General features: G+C 41.4%; 14 protein-coding genes and 1 pseudogene. 14 read left to right on the top strand and 1 reads right to left on the bottom strand.

What is annotated here, in order from left to right; translation table 11 throughout:
- The first annotated feature begins 5 nt into the window (after positions 1 to 5).
- The 6 genes from fmt to FC64_RS00545 are packed head-to-tail and all read left to right on the top strand — an operon-like array spanning position 6 to position 6,286.
- Positions 6 to 965: a methionyl-tRNA formyltransferase gene (gene fmt / locus FC64_RS00570; RefSeq protein ID WP_057906069.1), complete on the top strand. Its 960-nt coding sequence runs from the start codon at positions 6 to 8 to the stop codon at positions 963 to 965.
- Positions 949 to 2,286, top strand: a complete 1,338-nt coding sequence (gene rsmB, locus FC64_RS00565) for a 16S rRNA (cytosine(967)-C(5))-methyltransferase RsmB (protein ID WP_057906068.1) — start codon at positions 949 to 951, stop codon at positions 2,284 to 2,286. Before fmt ends, rsmB begins: the two co-directional genes overlap by 17 nt.
- An 8-nt stretch (positions 2,287 to 2,294) precedes the next feature.
- A complete protein-coding gene (locus tag FC64_RS00560; RefSeq protein WP_057906067.1) occupies positions 2,295 to 3,038 on the top strand; it encodes a Stp1/IreP family PP2C-type Ser/Thr phosphatase in 744 nt (247 codons plus the stop codon).
- The gene (gene pknB, locus FC64_RS00555) at positions 3,038 to 4,747 is read left to right on the top strand and encodes a Stk1 family PASTA domain-containing Ser/Thr kinase (RefSeq protein WP_057906066.1); all 1,710 of its coding nucleotides are present in this window, start codon (positions 3,038 to 3,040) and stop codon (positions 4,745 to 4,747) included. Before FC64_RS00560 ends, pknB begins: the two co-directional genes overlap by 1 nt.
- 18 nt (positions 4,748 to 4,765) lie before the next feature.
- On the top strand, positions 4,766 to 5,632 hold the full coding sequence (gene rsgA, locus FC64_RS00550; protein ID WP_057906065.1) for a ribosome small subunit-dependent GTPase A: 867 nt from the start codon (positions 4,766 to 4,768) through the stop codon (positions 5,630 to 5,632).
- A 12-nt stretch (positions 5,633 to 5,644) separates the two neighbouring features.
- Positions 5,645 to 6,286, top strand: coding sequence for a thiamine diphosphokinase (locus FC64_RS00545; RefSeq protein WP_057906064.1), 642 nt, complete (start codon positions 5,645 to 5,647; stop codon positions 6,284 to 6,286).
- 67 nt (positions 6,287 to 6,353) lie between these two features.
- Here FC64_RS00545 and rpmB read toward each other — a convergent pair whose 3' ends face one another.
- Positions 6,354 to 6,539 carry a 50S ribosomal protein L28 gene (gene rpmB, locus FC64_RS00540; RefSeq protein ID WP_004047397.1) on the bottom strand — a complete coding sequence of 62 codons (186 nt, stop codon included), beginning with the start codon at positions 6,537 to 6,539 and terminating at the stop codon, positions 6,354 to 6,356.
- Positions 6,540 to 6,797: 258 nt separating this feature from the next.
- Between rpmB and FC64_RS00535 the strand changes: the two genes are divergently transcribed.
- The 8 genes and pseudogenes from FC64_RS00535 to FC64_RS00500 all read left to right on the top strand — a co-directional run.
- The gene (locus tag FC64_RS00535) at positions 6,798 to 7,160 is read left to right on the top strand and encodes an Asp23/Gls24 family envelope stress response protein (protein ID WP_057827926.1); all 363 of its coding nucleotides are present in this window, start codon (positions 6,798 to 6,800) and stop codon (positions 7,158 to 7,160) included.
- Between the two features lie 31 nt (positions 7,161 to 7,191).
- Positions 7,192 to 8,880 carry a DAK2 domain-containing protein gene (locus FC64_RS00530; protein WP_057906063.1) on the top strand — a complete coding sequence of 563 codons (1,689 nt, stop codon included), beginning with the start codon at positions 7,192 to 7,194 and terminating at the stop codon, positions 8,878 to 8,880.
- Positions 8,881 to 8,953: 73 nt separating this feature from the next.
- A complete protein-coding gene (recG, locus tag FC64_RS00525) occupies positions 8,954 to 11,005 on the top strand; it encodes an ATP-dependent DNA helicase RecG (RefSeq protein ID WP_268888284.1) in 2,052 nt (683 codons plus the stop codon).
- Positions 11,006 to 11,024: 19 nt separating this feature from the next.
- Complete coding sequence (gene plsX, locus FC64_RS00520; RefSeq protein ID WP_057906061.1) at positions 11,025 to 12,035, top strand: phosphate acyltransferase PlsX; 1,011 nt, start codon at positions 11,025 to 11,027, stop codon at positions 12,033 to 12,035.
- 66 nt (positions 12,036 to 12,101) lie between these two features.
- Entirely contained in the window at positions 12,102 to 12,344 is a 243-nt protein-coding gene (gene acpP / locus FC64_RS00515) for an acyl carrier protein (protein WP_057906060.1), read from the top strand.
- Between the two features lie 138 nt (positions 12,345 to 12,482).
- Positions 12,483 to 13,178, top strand: coding sequence for a ribonuclease III (rnc, locus tag FC64_RS00510; RefSeq protein ID WP_057906059.1), 696 nt, complete (start codon positions 12,483 to 12,485; stop codon positions 13,176 to 13,178).
- A 19-nt stretch (positions 13,179 to 13,197) separates the two neighbouring features.
- Positions 13,198 to 16,737 carry a chromosome segregation protein SMC gene (gene smc, locus FC64_RS00505; protein ID WP_057906058.1) on the top strand — a complete coding sequence of 1,180 codons (3,540 nt, stop codon included), beginning with the start codon at positions 13,198 to 13,200 and terminating at the stop codon, positions 16,735 to 16,737.
- 16 nt (positions 16,738 to 16,753) lie between these two features.
- Positions 16,754 to 17,236: pseudogene (locus tag FC64_RS00500) on the top strand (hypothetical protein); the annotation flags it as partial.

The following is a 17,236-nucleotide window of genomic DNA, read 5'->3' as shown; positions in this document are numbered from 1 at the left end:
AATAAATGACGTCAATTGTATTTATGGGAACCCCGGCTTTTGCTGCCAACATTTTAGCTGGCGTGATCGATGCCGGATATGATGTGAAAGCCGTTGTGACTCAACCAGACCGGCGAGTTGGACGGAAACACATTTTAATGCCAACGCCGGTAAAGAAGGTTGCTTTGGACCATGGAATTGAGGTCCTTCAACCGGAAAAAATTTCAGGCAGTTCGGAATGTCAACGGATAATTGACCTTCAACCAGATTTGATCGTTACGGCAGCGTTTGGCCAATTTTTGCCGATGAAGTTGATCAATGCGGCTAAAATTGCAGCAGTGAATGTTCACGGGTCACTTTTGCCAAAGTATCGCGGCGGAGCACCGATTCAACACGCCATTATGAACGGGGATTCAAAAACCGGGGTTTCAATTATTTACATGGTAAAGAAAATGGATGCCGGTGATATTCTTAAGCAAGCTGAAATGCCGATCACATCAAACGATGATGCTGGATCAATTTTTGAAAAGATGAGCGATTTGGGACGGGATACGTTATTGCAGCTTCTTCCTGACTTAATTGCCGGCAACGTTCATCCGGTTGCTCAAAATGAAGATGAAGTTGTCTTTTCACCAACGATCAGTCCGGAAGAAGAAGAATTGCATTTGAAACAAACTGCTTATCAAATTGATTGGCAAGTTCGCGCTCTTCGACCAGCTCCGGGGGCATATTTCAAATCATTAAAGGGAAAGCGGACAAAAATTTGGGACGTAACTATTTTGAATGAACAAACAGACCTTCCCGCGGGAACCGTTGTTGAAGTTGGTAAACATCAATTAAAAGTTGCCGCAGCGGACGGAACAGTTTACCAAATCAATCGCATTCAACCAGCTGGGAAACCGCAAATGGATATTACGGCATATTTGAATGGGGTCGGTCAAGGAATTAAAGCAGGGCAGGAATTGATCAATGAAGAAAACGATTAAACAGACGCCGCGCTTTCTTGCCCTTGATCTGCTTTTGCGGATTCGAAAGCACAGTACGTATTCTAACATTGTGTTAAATGACGTGATTCGACAAAGTCAATTGTCGCGAGCCGATGCTAATTTACTGACTATGCTTGTGTACGGTTGCTTGCAGCACCGGTTAACGTTGGAATATTGGCTTGAACCGTTTATTAAAAATAAGAAGAAAGTTGATCCATGGGTCTGGGAGCTGCTTTTGCTAGCAATTTACCAAATGCAGTATTTAGATAAGGTCCCGGATCATGCGATTTTTAATGAAACGATTGAGATTGCAAAGGTTAAGGGCCATGTCGGGACACGTAAATTTGTGACGGGTGTTTTGCATGCTATCAAACGGAATGGATTGCGCAATTTTGATAATTTAACAGCCGCTCAACGGTTATCAATTGAAGAAAGTATTCCGCAATGGATTATTGAGCAATTGATTTCAAAGGTGGGCCTTGAAAAAACAGTTCAAATTGCGCAGGCAGTTAACCAAACTCCGCATGATAGTTTGCGGGTGAACATAGGAAAGATCAAAAGTTCTGAATTGCAAGTCCAACTTGAAAAGGAAGGAATCACAACATCTCCAAGTGAAATTGCTGCTGATGGGTTAGTTGCGCAAAGAGGCTTTTTAGCAGGAACGCCAGAATTTAAACAGGGGAGCTTTATCATTCAGGACGAAAGTGCAATGTTAGCGGTTGAGTCAATGGATGTTCAACCAGGCCAAAGTATTTTGGATGCATGTGCTGCTCCAGGAGGAAAAACGACGCAAATTGCAACTGCGTTGGCAGGTCAAGGAAACGTTGTTGCGCTTGATATTCACCAACACAAACTAAAGTTGATTAAACGCAATGCCGAACGACTGGGTGTCGCGAATGTTGTTCACCCGCAATTGTTAGATGCCCGAAAGACCGGAGAACTTGGAAATACGCGGTTTGATCAGATTTTAGTTGATGCGCCGTGTTCTGGAATTGGATTGATGCGGCGGAAACCAGAAGTTCGTTATGAAAAAACATTAAAAGACTCACAGCAATTAGCACAGATCCAGCTGCAGATTTTAGACGCTGTTGCACCAACGTTAAAGTCGGGTGGAAAATTAACATACAGTACATGCACAATCTTACCTTCCGAAAATCAAACGGTGGTTGATCAATTTTTGAAAAAACATTCTGATTTTAAACAGGTTAAAACGCAGACTAAAAAAGCTGTTAAGGATCAACGAACAGCGCTTGGATTAACAATTTATCCAGATGATTTTGGCTCGGATGGATTCTTTATCGCTACATTGATGAAAAAGTAGGTGCAGTTTTGAAAAGTTCATTTTTAAGTGATATTGGCAAGGTTCGTAAAGTTAATGAAGACTCAGTCGGACTATATCAAAATCGAAAACAAATTACCTTAGGACTAGTTGCCGATGGAATTGGTGGTAATCGTGGCGGAGATGTTGCATCCGCAATGATTGTTCAGCATCTTGGCTATTTGTTTGAAGAGTCGTCTTTTGAAACGATTGAGCAGGCTTACCAATGGTTGGAAAAACAAGTTCAAGTTGAAAATGACCTTTTGATTCAAAAGGGAAAGCAGTATCCGGATCTTGAAGGCATGGGGGCAACGTTGGTTTTGATTCTGATTGATTCGGTGGATTGTATCATTGCGAATATTGGAGACAGCCGCGGATATCGGTTGCGGAAGAATGAGTTGCAGCAAATTTCACGGGATCATTCGCTCGTTAATGAATTGATCAAACAGGGCGCAATCACGAAGGAAGAAGCAGCTAACCATCCGCAAAAAAATGTGATCGTTAAAACCCTTGGGATCAATCATGATGCCCAAATGGATCACTATGCGTTGAGAGTCGAACCGGATGATTTATTTTTGCTGTGTACTGATGGACTTACCAAACTTGTGGCGGAAGCTAAAATTAAAGCGATTTTAACGACTACGGACTCGCTTGAAGAAAAATGCCAGCAATTAATTACTCAAGCACGGGTCAACGGCGGCGATGATAACATTACTGCGCTTTTGATTGCAGCAGATGAAAGCGGTGAACAATAATGCGAATAGGATATGAAGTTGGTAAACGTTATCGCATCATTCGTTCCCTTGGCGAAGGTGGAATGGCAAATGTTTATGAAGCCGAGGATCTGGTTCAAAAACGACGGGTTACCCTTAAAATGCTACGGCTTGATTTACAAGATGATCCGCGGGCGGTTGAACGGTTTCATAAAGAAGCCAATTCATTAACGAAGCTTGATAATCCGCATATCGTTCAAATCTATGATTTTGGCAATGATCATGGTGTGCCGTATTTGATCATGGAGTACGTAAAGGGAACTGATTTGAAGACGTACTTGAAAGAACACTATCCGCTTTCATGCGAAAAAGTTGTTGATATTATGGAACAGATTCTTTCGGCGGTGGAAAGTGCCCACCGAATCGGGATTATTCACCGCGATTTGAAACCACAAAATATTTTGATTGACAATTATGGCAAAGTAAAGGTCACGGATTTCGGAATTTCAATTGCGGCAATGGAATCAGCCACAATTACGAAGACTAATACGATGATTGGATCTGTTCATTACATTTCACCTGAACAGGCCCGCGGGTCAATCATTACGAAACAATCTGATATTTATTCGCTTGGAATTATCCTGTTTGAACTGTTAACGGGGAAGGTTCCGTTTGAAGGCCAAACAGCGGTTTCAATTGCGGTTAAACATTACCGGGATAACTTACCGTCAGCGCGGAAAATTAATCCCCAAGTTCCGCAGGCGTTGGAAAATGTCATTTTGCATGCAACAGCCAAAAATTTGAAAGACCGTTATCCGGATGCCGAAACAATGGCGCGGGATCTAAAAACGGCGTTGTTACCGGTACGGAAAAACGAACCTAAATGGGAAGTACCAACAGAAGATGACGCCGAAACGAAGACGCTGGTTATTCCATCAGCCGAATCGTCAAAACAGCGACCGGCAACCGGTTCACGCAAGACGAAAAAAGCAAAGAAGCAAAAGAAAAAACGAATTTATCGGCGCCACCCGATTGCTTTTCTGATTGGGACGCTTGGCGTGATCGTTGTGATTACGATTTTACTGATGTCATTGAAGGTTCAAGTTCCAGATTTACGGGGAATGAGTGTTCGCGAAGCACAGGAAGTCTTGTTGAGTAATAACCTTAAACTTGGCAAAAAGCGATATGAATATAGTAATTCATATTTGAAAGGTCAAACGATCAGTAGTGATCCGGCCCGCGAAACGACGGTCAACCGGAATTCGAAAATCAACATTGTGATTTCAAAAGGTCCGTTAAAAACTAAATTTGGGTCATATATTGGGCAAAACTTTGATCAGGTTCGGAAAAAACTGAAGGCGAAGGGCGTTCTTGTAGATAAGGAAACGACGTATTCGAATAAGTATCCGACAGGTCAAATCGTCAGTCAAAGTATCGATCCGTCAATGAAGGTTAGTTTGTATCAACTTTCAGTTACCTTTACAGTCAGTGAAGGGGTCCAAACGTTTAAGATTCGTGATTTAACGGGCTACACACAGAAAAGTGTAATTGACTATGCTCAAGAACATAACATCACGATTATTTTTGAACAGCAGTATTCAAATACGGTACCAAAGGGACAAGTGATTTCACAAGATCCAAAGGCGAATACGACCGTTAAGGCTGGTTCGCAGGTGATCATAACGTTATCGCTTGGACCGAATAATAATTCAGAAAACGGGAATAATAACTCCGAAACAAGTCAGAGTTAAATGAAAGGATAAAGATTATTGAAAGGCCAAATCAGGCAATCTTTAAGCGGTTACTATGATGTTGTGACCGCTGATGGAGCGGAATATCGAACCCGAGCGCGCGGGGTATTTCGCAAACGTAAACAATCACCTTTAGTTGGTGACTGGGTTGAATTTAAAGTTGAAAAAGATGGAGGCTATTTATTAAAAATTGATCCGCGAAAGAATCGATTGGTGCGGCCGCCGATTGCCAACGTTGATGATGCAATTGTTGTTTCGGCGTGCATCGAACCTGATTTTTCAAGTAATCTATTAGACCGGCAACTGATTATGTTAGCCGCGAATCAAATTGATCCGCTCTTGTATTTTTCAAAGTGGGATCTGTTAGATTCAGATCAGCAGGCAACCATGCAACCGGTGATTGATTACTATCAAAAATATTATCCAGTTGAAGTTGCTAGCAACGGTGCTCCGCAAAAGTTTCTGCGTGATCTTCAAAACCAAGTGATCGTTGTAATGGGACAGACCGGTGCCGGCAAATCAACGTTGCTGAATCAATTGAATCCGGATTTGAAATTGGAAACCGGTGAGATTTCAAAAGCTCTTAGTCGGGGAAAACATACGACCCGAAAGGTAACGTTAATGGAAATTGAACACAATTTGATTGCGGATACGCCGGGTTTTTCGTCATTTGACTTACTTGAAATTTCAAAGGAAGATCTGCCAAATTATTATTTGGATTTCGTTGCCTATCGTGACCAATGCAAGTATCGTGGTTGTTTGCATGTGAATGAACCGCATTGTGCGGTCAAAGAAGCCGTGGCGAACGGTGAAATTTTGAAGTCACGGTATGAAAATTACTTGCAATTCCATCAAATGATTTTGGAACGCAAACCGCGTTATTAAGGAATGATTGCAATGAAGGTAAATGTTTTAACTGGTGGCCCACTCGCATGCGTGCCGCAATCGATTTTTGAACAAAAAGATGAATGGTGGTGCGGGGTTGATTACGGCGCAGTTGAACTGATTGATCACAAAATCAACCCAATGCTTTCAATTGGTGATTTTGACACGGCAACGGATGAAGAACGGTTGCAAGTAAAAAATCAAAGTCACCAATTGGTTTATCGTCCACTAAAGGATGACATCACGGATACGGAGTTGGCATTAAGATATTTGTTTGCTCATTATTCAATTGACCAGCTTAATCTTTATGGTGCAACCGGTGCGCGTATGGATCAGCTGTTGGCAAACTTATTTTTTATTTTGAAACCAGAGTATCAAGAACAAGTTGAACGAATTACGATTATTGATCGGTGGAATGAAATGCGTTTTTTTAAGCCTGGATGCCATCAGCTTAAGCGGAATCCGCAAATGAAGTATTTAGCGTTTATTCCGCTAACTGCGGTTGAAGGGTTGGTGCTTCCAGACGAAAAGTATCAGTTGCAACGAACGGATTTTGATTTCTCAGTTGCACTTTCAAGTAATGAGTTTGTTGGTCCAAGAGCGACGTTTAGTTTTGAACGGGGAATTTTAATGACGATTCAAAGCTGTGATTAAAAAAAGGTGTGATCAAACGTAAAAAACAGGATGGACAATATTGTCCATCCTGTTTTTTCGTCTTTAATTAAACACGAGTAACCTTACCTGACTTCAAGGCACGAGCAGAAACCCAAACCTTCTTTGGCTTACCATCAACTAAGATGCGAACCTTTTGCAAGTTTGGCTTCCAGCTACGGTTTGTTTGATTCAAAGCGTGTGAACGCTTTTTGCCGAAAGTTGTCTTCCGACCTGTTACAAAATCTTTAGCCATTTTAATTTCCCTCCTTTACCTTTTCGATCTTAAAAATAAAGATTCTTTATTCACTAGACTAAATTATCATACATAAGGTGTGATTGCAAGATTTTTCTGTAAAGTAAATTAACTTGTCAGCTAAAATCGATTTTTGTGCTATGATAGTATAGTGCTTATTTAAATATCCTGAATGGTGTTTAATTGGCTTTTTTTTCAAAATTGCGTATGATACAATGGCGATAACGATTATTGTCATAAATAAGGAGGCAAATTCGAATGGCAGTGAAGATTCAAAACCAACTCGGTAAAATTGATATTAGTAACGATGTAATCGCAACTGTTGTCGGTGGAGCCGCAACTGAAATTTTTGGAATTGTCGGCATGGCAAGTAAAAATCAAATTCGGGATAATTTAAACGAAATTTTAAAACGTGATAACTACTCAAAAGGGGTTGTCGTTCGTCAAACAGACGACGGAATTGTAATTGATGTTTACATTATTGTCGGTTACGGAACGAAGATTTCAGAAGTTTGCCGAAATGTTCAAGAAAAAGTTAAGTATAATCTGGACTCAATGCTTGGGGTAACAGCCAAGGCAGTTAACGTAATCGTTCAAGGCGTAAAGGTTATTGAAGATTAACGTTTGTGGGTACCAAGGAGGATTTTGAAGGTTGAAAATTTCAAAAATTACTGAAAATGAATTCCGCAAGATGATTGCGGTCAGTTCAAATCGGTTAAATAATAATGCGGAATTTATTAATTCATTAAATGTCTTTCCAGTTCCGGATGGTGACACTGGAACTAATATGAGTCTTTCATTTGCAAGCGGTGCAAAGTACGTTTCAGAATCAACATCATCAAGTGTTGGTGAACTTTCGCAAGCCCTTGCAAAGGGATTGCTGATGGGCGCCCGCGGAAATTCAGGTGTTATTCTTTCACAAGTCTTTCGCGGATTCAGCAAGAATGCGGCTGCAAAGGCAGAATTGACACCAGCAGATTTGGCGGAAGCAATTGTTGCTGGGGTTCAAACGGCATACAAAGCAGTTATGAAACCGCAGGAGGGAACGATTTTAACGGTTGCTCGGAAAGCTGCTGAAGCTGCAACGAAGACGGCGAAGACATCTGATGACTGTGTGGAAGTCATGAAGGCCGCTTATGAAGCCGCTGAAGCTGCATTGAAGACGACCCCTGATTTATTACCAGTCTTAAAAGAAGTCGGCGTTGTTGATTCTGGTGGTCAAGGATTAACTTTTGTTTACCAAGGATTCTTTGATGCTTTATCAGGAAATGTGCGTGATGAACAAGAATATCATCCAACTCCCGCTGATATGGATGACATGGTAAGTGCTGAGCACCATAAAAGTGTCCAGAGTCAATTGAATACGGAAGATATTCAATACGGTTACTGTACTGAAATTATGGTTAAATTAGGTGCCGGTCGATTAGTTGATGAAAAGTTTGATTATGATACTTTCCGTGGTTACCTTTCAGAAATTGGAAATTCACTTTTAGTAATTGCAGATGATGAAGTGGTTAAGGTTCACGTGCATACTGAACAGCCTGGTAAGGTTCTTTCGTATGGTCAAAAATTCGGTTCATTGATCAAGGTTAAGGTCGATAACATGCGGCTTCAACATGAAACGATTCTTGAACAGGATAAGGAAGCGGAAGAAGAACAACAGGCTGAAATCAATCAAATTGCCGGTGATTATGGCATTATTGCCGTTGCTTCAGGTGATGGCCTTGTTCAATTATTCCACAGCGTTGGTGTAACCCAAATTATTCAAGGCGGACAAACGATGAATCCAAGTACAAAGGACATTGTTGATGCCATTAATGCGACGGGCAAAGACAAGGTAATTGTTTTACCAAACAACAAGAATATTTTCTTGGCAGCCGAACAGGCAGCCGATGTTGCGGATGCAAACGTGAAGGTTGTTCATACCCGTTCAATTACTCAAGGATTGAGCGCAATGATCAACTTTAATAAGGAAGCAGATATCGATGTAAATGTGGCTACAATGGAAGAAGCCCTTGATGATGTGATTTCTGGACAGGTAACGATTGCTGTTCGGGATACAACAATTGATGGTCAAGAAATCAAGAAAGATAACTATATGGGAATTGTTGATGGTTCGATCAAGGTAACTGATCCGGATCGTAAGAAAGCAACGCTTGAGATGGTGAAAGCAATGCTTGATGATGATAGTGAAGTGATCACGATCATCTACGGTGCGGATGCTGATCAAGCCGAAGCTCAAGCAATTGCCGATGAGATTCAATCATGGGATGAAGATTATGAAATCGAAATCCATGAAGGTGATCAACCGATTTACCCATATTTGATTTCGATTGAATAATAAAATTTAAAAATTCAAATGGAGGCTGGACGATTGGACAGCCTCCTTCCATATTCAGGAACGGAAAGGAGAAATCAGCAGAATGGCGCGCAGTTTAAATGATCCGGTGACAATGTTAAAAGGTGTTGGTCCTAAAAAGGCAGTAGCATTGAATAAACTCGGCATTTCAACGATTGATGACCTTCTTACTGATTATCCGTTTCGTTATGATGATTTGGCAGTTAAAGATCTATCTGAAATTAGTGAACAAGAAAAGGTGACCTTAAAGGGAACGGTGGCTTCGGAACCGACCGTGATTCGGTTTGGGCGACGTCGCAATCGATTAAATTTCCGTTTGTTAGTGGAACATCAAGTGATCATGGTAACCTTTTTCAACCAGCCGTATTTGAAATCAAAGGTTCAATTGGGAGCTTCACTCGCAGTTTATGGTCGGTATAATGCTAAACGTCAAAGTTTTACAGGAATGAAAATCATTCCAGTTGGGCAGCAAAATGATTTTAAGGGCGTTTACCGGGCTTCAAAGGAATTGAAGGCTAATCAAGTGCAAAAACTGATTGAACTTGCATATGATCAATATCATGATGTAATTTGCGACCTTGTACCGCTTTCGCTGCGCAATAAGTACCGGTTAGAACCGCGGCAGCAGATCATTCATGATATGCATTTTCCAACAAATAAAAAGCAAGCTGATTTGGCCCGGCGATCCGCAATTTTTGAAGAATTTTTCCGTTTTCAGGCTGGATTACAGATGCTGAAAAAAGAAGATCGTCAAAATCAAGGAATTACGATCAACTATGACAACCAAAAATTAAAACAGTTTATTGGTCGATTACCGTTTGAGTTAACAAATGCGCAAAAACGAGTCGTCAACGAGATTTGTCGTAATATGCGCGAACCTTTAAAAATGAATCGGCTATTACAGGGAGATGTTGGTTCTGGGAAAACAATTGTTGCGGCCATTGCGATGTATGCAGCGGTAACGGCAGGTTATCAGACCGCATTAATGGCGCCAACCGAAATTTTGGCGCAGCAGCATGCTGAAAAATTAAGCAAGTTGTTTGCCCCACTGGGGATTAACGTTGGTTTAATGACGGGAACAACGGTTAGCAAGGTAACCGCCCGGCGTGAAATGTTGAAGCATTTGGCGAATAATGATCTTCAAATTGTGGTTGGAACTCATGCTTTGATCCAGGACGATGTTGTTTTTAAGAATTTAGGGTTAGTCATTACAGATGAGCAACACCGTTTTGGGGTTAATCAACGAAAAAAGTTGCGCGAAAAAGGGCATAACCCGGATGTATTGGCAATGACGGCAACCCCGATTCCACGGACGTTGGCGATTACCACATATGGTGAAATGGACGTTTCGCTCATTGATGAATTACCGCAAGGTCGGCAGCCGATTGAAACGGCGTGGCTACGAAAAAAACAAATGAATGAAGCGTTGAAATTCATGGAACGACAGTTGAATGACGGCGCTCAAGCATACGTTGTGTCCCCGTTAATTGAAGAATCTGAAATGTTAGATTTACAAAATGCCGAGGAAGTTTACCAAAAGCTTCAAGATTATTTCAATGGCCGGTTTAAAATTGGGCTGTTGCATGGTCGCTTGAAACCGGATGAAAAGGAATTGGTCATGCAAAAGTTCAAAGATCATGAATATGATATTCTGGTTTCAACAACGGTTGTTGAAGTCGGGGTCGATGTGCCGAATGCTTCGATCATGATGATTCTTGATGCTGATCGGTTTGGATTGGCGCAATTGCACCAGCTGCGCGGTCGGGTCGGTCGGGGTCAACGTAAATCATATTGTTTTTTGATTGCTGATCCGAATAGTGATTATGGCAAGGAACGAATGAAAACGATGATCTCAACGACTGATGGGTTTGTAATTGCACAACGTGATCTCGAACTTCGGGGCCCAGGAGATGTTCTTGGGACTGCTCAGGCTGGATTGCCGGAATTTAAAGTGGGCGATCCGGTTGCGAACTTAAAGATTTTGCAGATTGCCCAGGAAGAGGCTCATCGGATAATCAATGAACCGGATTTTGAAACAAAGGAAGAAAATCAAGCGTTGATTCGTTATTTAAATTATCATCGCAATCACGGTGATAATTTAGATTAGAAATGGAGGAGATTAGAAGATGAAAATTGCAGTTGATGCGATGGGCGGCGACAACGCCCCACAAAGTGTTGTTGAAGGGGTCGAAAAAGCTCGCGATGCCTTTGAAGATATGGAATTTGTATTGTTTGGAAAAGTTGACGAGATTAAGCCGTTAGTTAAGGATCAAACCCGAATCAGTTTTGAACAGGCTGATGAGGTAATCGTCATGAATGATGAACCAGTAAAGGCGATTCGGCGTAAGAAACAATCGTCATTGGTTTTAGCTGCCAAGGCGGTTAAGGAAGGGCAGGCAGATGCTTTGTTTTCATGCGGGAACACGGGGGCATTGCTTGCTGCCGGCTTACTTTTGATTGGACGGATCAAGGGCGTTGAACGGCCAGGTCTACTTTCAACGTTACCGGTTGTTTCATCAGCTCAAGGAGGATTTAACCTGCTTGATAGCGGAGCCAATGCGGATAATAAGCCAGAATATTTGCATCAATTTGCCGTGATGGGAAAGTTCTACGCTCAAACGGTTCGCGGAATTGAAAATCCCCGGATCGGACTTTTGAACAACGGAACCGAACCCCATAAGGGAAGTAAATTAACGCAAGCCGCATACCAATTGATTAGTGAAGATCCGTCATTGAATTTTGTGGGCAATGTTGAATCCCGGGATTTAACGAATGGAGTGTGCGATGTTGCGGTTGCGGATGGCTTTACTGGAAATGCCGTTCTTAAAGCAATCGAAGGAACTGCTTCAGCAGTAATGCACCTGGTAAAGGATAGTGTGAAGGATGCAAATTTATTTGGTAAACTTGGCGCATTAATGTTCAAGCCAAATTTGATGAAGATTAAGGACCGGGTCAACCCATCACGGTATGGCGGTGCGGTTTTGCTTGGAGTCAAAGCTCCTGTTGTTAAGGCTCATGGGTCAAGTGATGCTCAAACGGTTTACTATACAATGAAACAGATTCGAACAATTTTGAATGAAAACTTATTGAGTAAGTTTAAAACGGCATTTCAAACGCAAGATGAAGAGCAAAATTAATTCTTTCAAATTTGAATTAAAAGTGTTAAATTATATTTCATAAATTAATAGAAAAGAGGGATGTTCATGAGCGAACAAGAAATTTTTGATAAGATTGCCGGCATTATGGCTGATCATTTTGAAATTGAAAAAGATAAAATTACAAACGAATTGAACTTTAAGAAAGACTTGGATGCTGACTCAATTGACTTTGTTGAATTCATCCTTGACTTGGAAGATGCATTTGGCGCTGAAATTCCTGACGAAGAAGCGGAAAAGCTGAATACTGTTGGTGATGCTGTTCAATACATCAAAGAAAATATGAAGTAGATAATTTAGAAAAGAGGTTGTGATTAGTACCACAACCTCTTTTCTTGTACTTGGATGATTGAATTTGAAACGGACATTGATATGGTATAATGTATCATTGGAGTAATTATCGATAATTAGAAAAGATAAGGAGAAATTATGATAATTGGTTTAGCTCAACATTTAAAAGAAAACTATGGAATTACGATTAAAAACATGGATTATTATGATGCTGCATTTACGCATAAATCATATGTCAATGAACATCCAAAAGAAAAACTTGATTACTATGAACGAACCGAATTTTTAGGGGATGCGGTAATGCAGCTTTGTGTTTCAGAGTACCTTTTTAAGCGATTCCCTGAAATGCCGGAAGGAAAATTATCCCGTTTGCGGGCAGCAATGGTTTGTGAAGACAGTTTTAGTAAATTTGCCAAGGAATGCCACTTTGATGAATTTATTCGACTGGGAAAAGGTGAAGAGAAAAACAATGCGCGGCAACGGCCATCACTTCTATGTGATATCTTTGAAGCTTTTATCGGGGCATTGTATCTTGACCAAGGCAAACCAACTGTTGTCAAGTTTATCAGTGAAGTTGTCTTTCCTAAACTTGATATGGGATGGTTCAACACCTTCTTTGATCACAAGACGGCTTTGCAAGAATACTTACAAAAAGACGGTCAATGTGATATTCAATATCAAGAAATTTGGAGTAAGGGACCGGATAACGATCGCACTTACAAGATGAAAGTTTTGTATAACGGCAATGAAATTGGTGAAGGAATTGGCCATACGAAGAAAGCAGCTGAACAAGCGGCAGCTTTTGAAGCGTTGAAAAAATTCCAAGTTAAGTAGATGAGATGGAGGAAATGCGTTGAAATTAAAATCATTAACGATCAATGGTTTTAAATCATTTGCAGATAAAACTGAAATTGACTTTCAGCCTGGAATTACGGGAATTGTTGGTCCTAACGGAAGTGGAAAGAGTAATATCATTGAATCGCTTCGGTGGGTTTTAGGTGAACAGTCAGCCAAAAGCCTGCGGGGAAGTAAAATGCCGGATGTTATTTTTGCCGGTTCGGCAACCCGTGCTCCATTGAACCGGGCGGAGGTTGAAATCGAATTTGATAATTCCGACCGTTTTTTGCCTGACCAACCAGATGAGTTGCGAATTACTCGCCGAATTTATCGTAGTGGTGAAAGCGAATTTCTCTTAAATGGCAAAAAGGTGCGATTAAAAGATATCGTCAACCTTTTCATGGATACCGGTTTGGGAAAGGAATCATTTTCGGTTATTTCCCAAGGCAGAGTTGAGTCAATTTTTAATAGTAAGCCTGAAGATCGCCGGGTTTTGATTGAAGAAACTGCCGGAGTTTTGAAGTATAAGAAAGAAAAGGAACGAGCCGAAAAAGAATTAAAAGAGACCGCGGATCATTTAGACCGGGTCGTTGATATTTTAACGGAATTGAAGCGCCAACGGGAACCCCTTGAAGAACAGGCAAGCATTGCAAAGGACTATGTTGAACAAAAGAAGCAGTTTGACTATTATCACTTAAACGAACTGGTGCTTGAAATTCAGCAGGGCCGGAAGCAAAAAGCTGAACTTGACCAGCAATTAAAGCAGGCTAAGGAACTACTAGCCAAGTATAAACAGGCGGCGCTTGATCAAGAAGAAAATACAGCTCAATTGCACGAGCAACAGCAAACGATTGAAAATCAGCTTGATCAAATTCAAACACAATTAGTTACTTTAACTCAGCAACGGGAGCGGCTTGCCGGCAAGAAGGATATTTCCGAACAGCAACGGCAATTTCAAATTGAAAAAATCGAAAGCTTGACAAAACAGATCGATGAAAATCAACAGGATCGAGCAACGCTTCAAGAAAAACTGATAACGGCTCAAAAGCGGATCGAAGAGTTGAAGAAGGAAAAACAAAACCTGCAACATCAAATTAAAAGCCTGAGTGCGGATCAAAAACTTGCACCCGCAGAACTTGAACGGGCAATTGCTGAGATCACTCATCAAATTAATCAGCAAACTCAGCAAAAAATGCAAGCTGAAAATGAAATTCAAGTGTTGGAACAAAGCGAAACACAACGTCAAGCAGAATTGAACAAGGTTCAAAATCAGTTGGCAACGGTCCAAGGAGAAACCAAGCCGCTTGAAGATCAATTAACGACGGTCAAGGCGCAAACGGCAGAGTGGCAGGCCAACCTTGAAAAGGCTGAATGCCAAGCTGAAGAGTATCGCGAAAAGCGGACAAAGTTAAATGCGCAGATCGATCAGCAGCGGCAAAGCTGGTATCAAGCAAGTGAAATTATGCAAAAGGCCCAAGCGCGGCTTGAAGCATTAGAAAGCGTTGCCCATAATTACTCTGGTTATTACCAAGGGGTTCGTGAGATTTTGAAACAGCGGAACCAATTGCAGGGGATCGTTGGTTCGGTTGCGGAAGCAATCAACGTTGACCAACAATATTCTCAAGCAATCGAAACTACTCTTGGAAGTCAGTTGCAAAACATCATTGTGAAGGATGAAAATGCAGCGAAGGCTGGAATCCGGTTCTTAACTCAGAAACGATTAGGACGGGCGACATTTTTGCCGCAAACGACGATGCGGGCACGCTCGATTGATTCACGGCTGCTTCAACAAGCTCAAAATGATTCCGGAATGATCGGTATTGCAAGTGATTTGGTAACCTTTAATGCTTCTAATCGAAATGTGATCCAGTATTTGCTTGGAACGACATTGATCGTCAAGGATATTGATGCAGCAACTCGGATTGCGCGAGCAGTCAATCACCGCGTAAAACTGGTCACGTTAAAGGGTGAAGTTGTAAATCCTGGTGGCTCAATGACCGGGGGCGCAAACCGCACTCAACGCAATGGTTTGCTTCAAAAGAAACAGGAAAGCACGATTTTAAAAGAGCAATTAAAGACGATGCAGACCAAACTAAGCGAGCTTGAAGAACATGGGAAGCAGCTTAAGCGACAATTAGCGGATGTAATTACTAAGGATCAGCAAAATGCAACGCAGGTCAACGATTTGCATCAGCAGTTGACGACAATGCAAAAGAACCTTGCTACAATTCAGCAACGGTTTGATGAGCAGCATCATCGTCAAGAACGGTTGCAACGACAATTACAGGATTTGGATGGAACAAAATCCGCTGCTCGTCAAACAGAATTGAAAAAGCAAGTTGAATCATTAACAACGTCAATTGCAGAACTTCAGACTGAATTAGATGATAAAAAGCGGTTCAATGAAGATGCGCGGTCGACGCAACAGGAAAGTTCGGCGAAGTTAAATGAATTTAAGCAACGATTATTGCTTGTGAATGAACGGCTGACCAATGCTCAGTTGCAAGCTAATGAATATCAAACGCAAATTAATCAGCTTAATCGGGCACTTAATCAGGGAGAGCAATCCCTTGAACGGATTCAAAGCCAGCAATCGTTAAATGATATGCATGGAGATGAGTTGGCCAGAAAGCAAGCTGAAATTGAAAAGCAACATGCAGAATACACCGCAAAAGTTAATCAAATGCGAGCTCAACGGGATAAGCTGCATGATCAAGTTGCTGATGCGGAAAGCCGCTTACGGCGGGCAAATGAATTGCAACAGGCATCAAATGATGATCAGCGCAAGGCGAGTTTACAGCTTGGTCGGTTAACGACGAAACTTGAACAGCACCTTCAAGAATTGACTGATACGTATGAAATGACGTTTGAAAAGGCGGTTCAAGAAGCTCAAGAAACGGATCTGAATGAGGTTCAGCGCCATTTGAAACTCTTGAAACGGGGAATTGACGAACTTGGAGAAGTTAACTTGGGTGCCATTGATGAATTTGAACGGGTCAACGAACGGTTTGAATTCTTAAATACGCAACAAAACGACTTGAACAACGCGAAGGAAACGTTGGTTCAGAGTATGGATGAAATGGATAATGAAGTTAAGACCCGGTTTAAAGAAACCTTTGATCAGGTTGCAACGGCCTTTGCGTCGTTATTTCCACAGATTTTTGGTGGCGGAAAAGCGTATTTAACGTTGACTGCTCCGGATGATCTTTTACATACTGGAATTGAAATTACCGCACAGCCACCGGGTAAGAAAGCCCAACGACTAAGTTTGCTTTCCGGGGGTGAACGGTCATTGACGGCGATCACTTTGTTGTTTGCGCTTTTGAAAGTTCGTCCAGTTCCGTTTGCGGTGCTTGATGAAGCAGAAGCCGCATTAGATGATGCTAACGTTGCCCGGTATTCGCAATACTTGAAGAACTTTGATGATGAAACGCAATTTATCGTTATTACTCACCGGAAGGGAACGATGATGCAAGCCGATGTTCTTTATGGAGTAACGATGCAGGAATCTGGAGTTTCTAAGATGGTTTCCGTATCGCTTGCGGACGTAATTTAGAAAGGATTGAGACTGAATGGGATTATTTGATAAATTAAAGAAAGCGTTTGGTTTTACCAGCGATGATGATGAAAAAGTCAAACAAGATGAAAAGGTTGAGGATTCAACTGATCAAGTTAAAGATGAAGCCAAAAAGCCTCAAGCAGAACAAGCCGAGGAGTCATCTTCCACGAATGAAATTGAAAATGAGGCCCAATCTGAAAATGAAGACCAGTCGTTGGAACCGACTGAACAAGATCAAGCTGCTGATGAAAAACAATCAATTTCAGATGATGAAACTATCAAAGTTGAAGAATCACCTGATGGTGAAAACTTCTCAACTCAAATTGTTAAAGAAGAAACGGAACAACCAGTTGCTGAAAAACAACCAGTAACAACTTCGACAGAAGAAAAAGTAGCGCAAGATACTGAACTTGACAAAGCTCAACCGGCAGCCGATTCTAAAACAGAAACAGAAACAGAAACAGAAACAGAAACAGAAACAGAAACAGAAACAGAA

The sequence above is a fragment of the Ligilactobacillus araffinosus DSM 20653 genome, from assembly GCF_001435375.1.
Lineage (GTDB): Bacteria > Bacillota > Bacilli > Lactobacillales > Lactobacillaceae > Ligilactobacillus > Ligilactobacillus araffinosus.
Note: the sequence above shows the minus strand (reverse complement) of the source record. Positions and strands in the feature narration are given on the sequence as shown.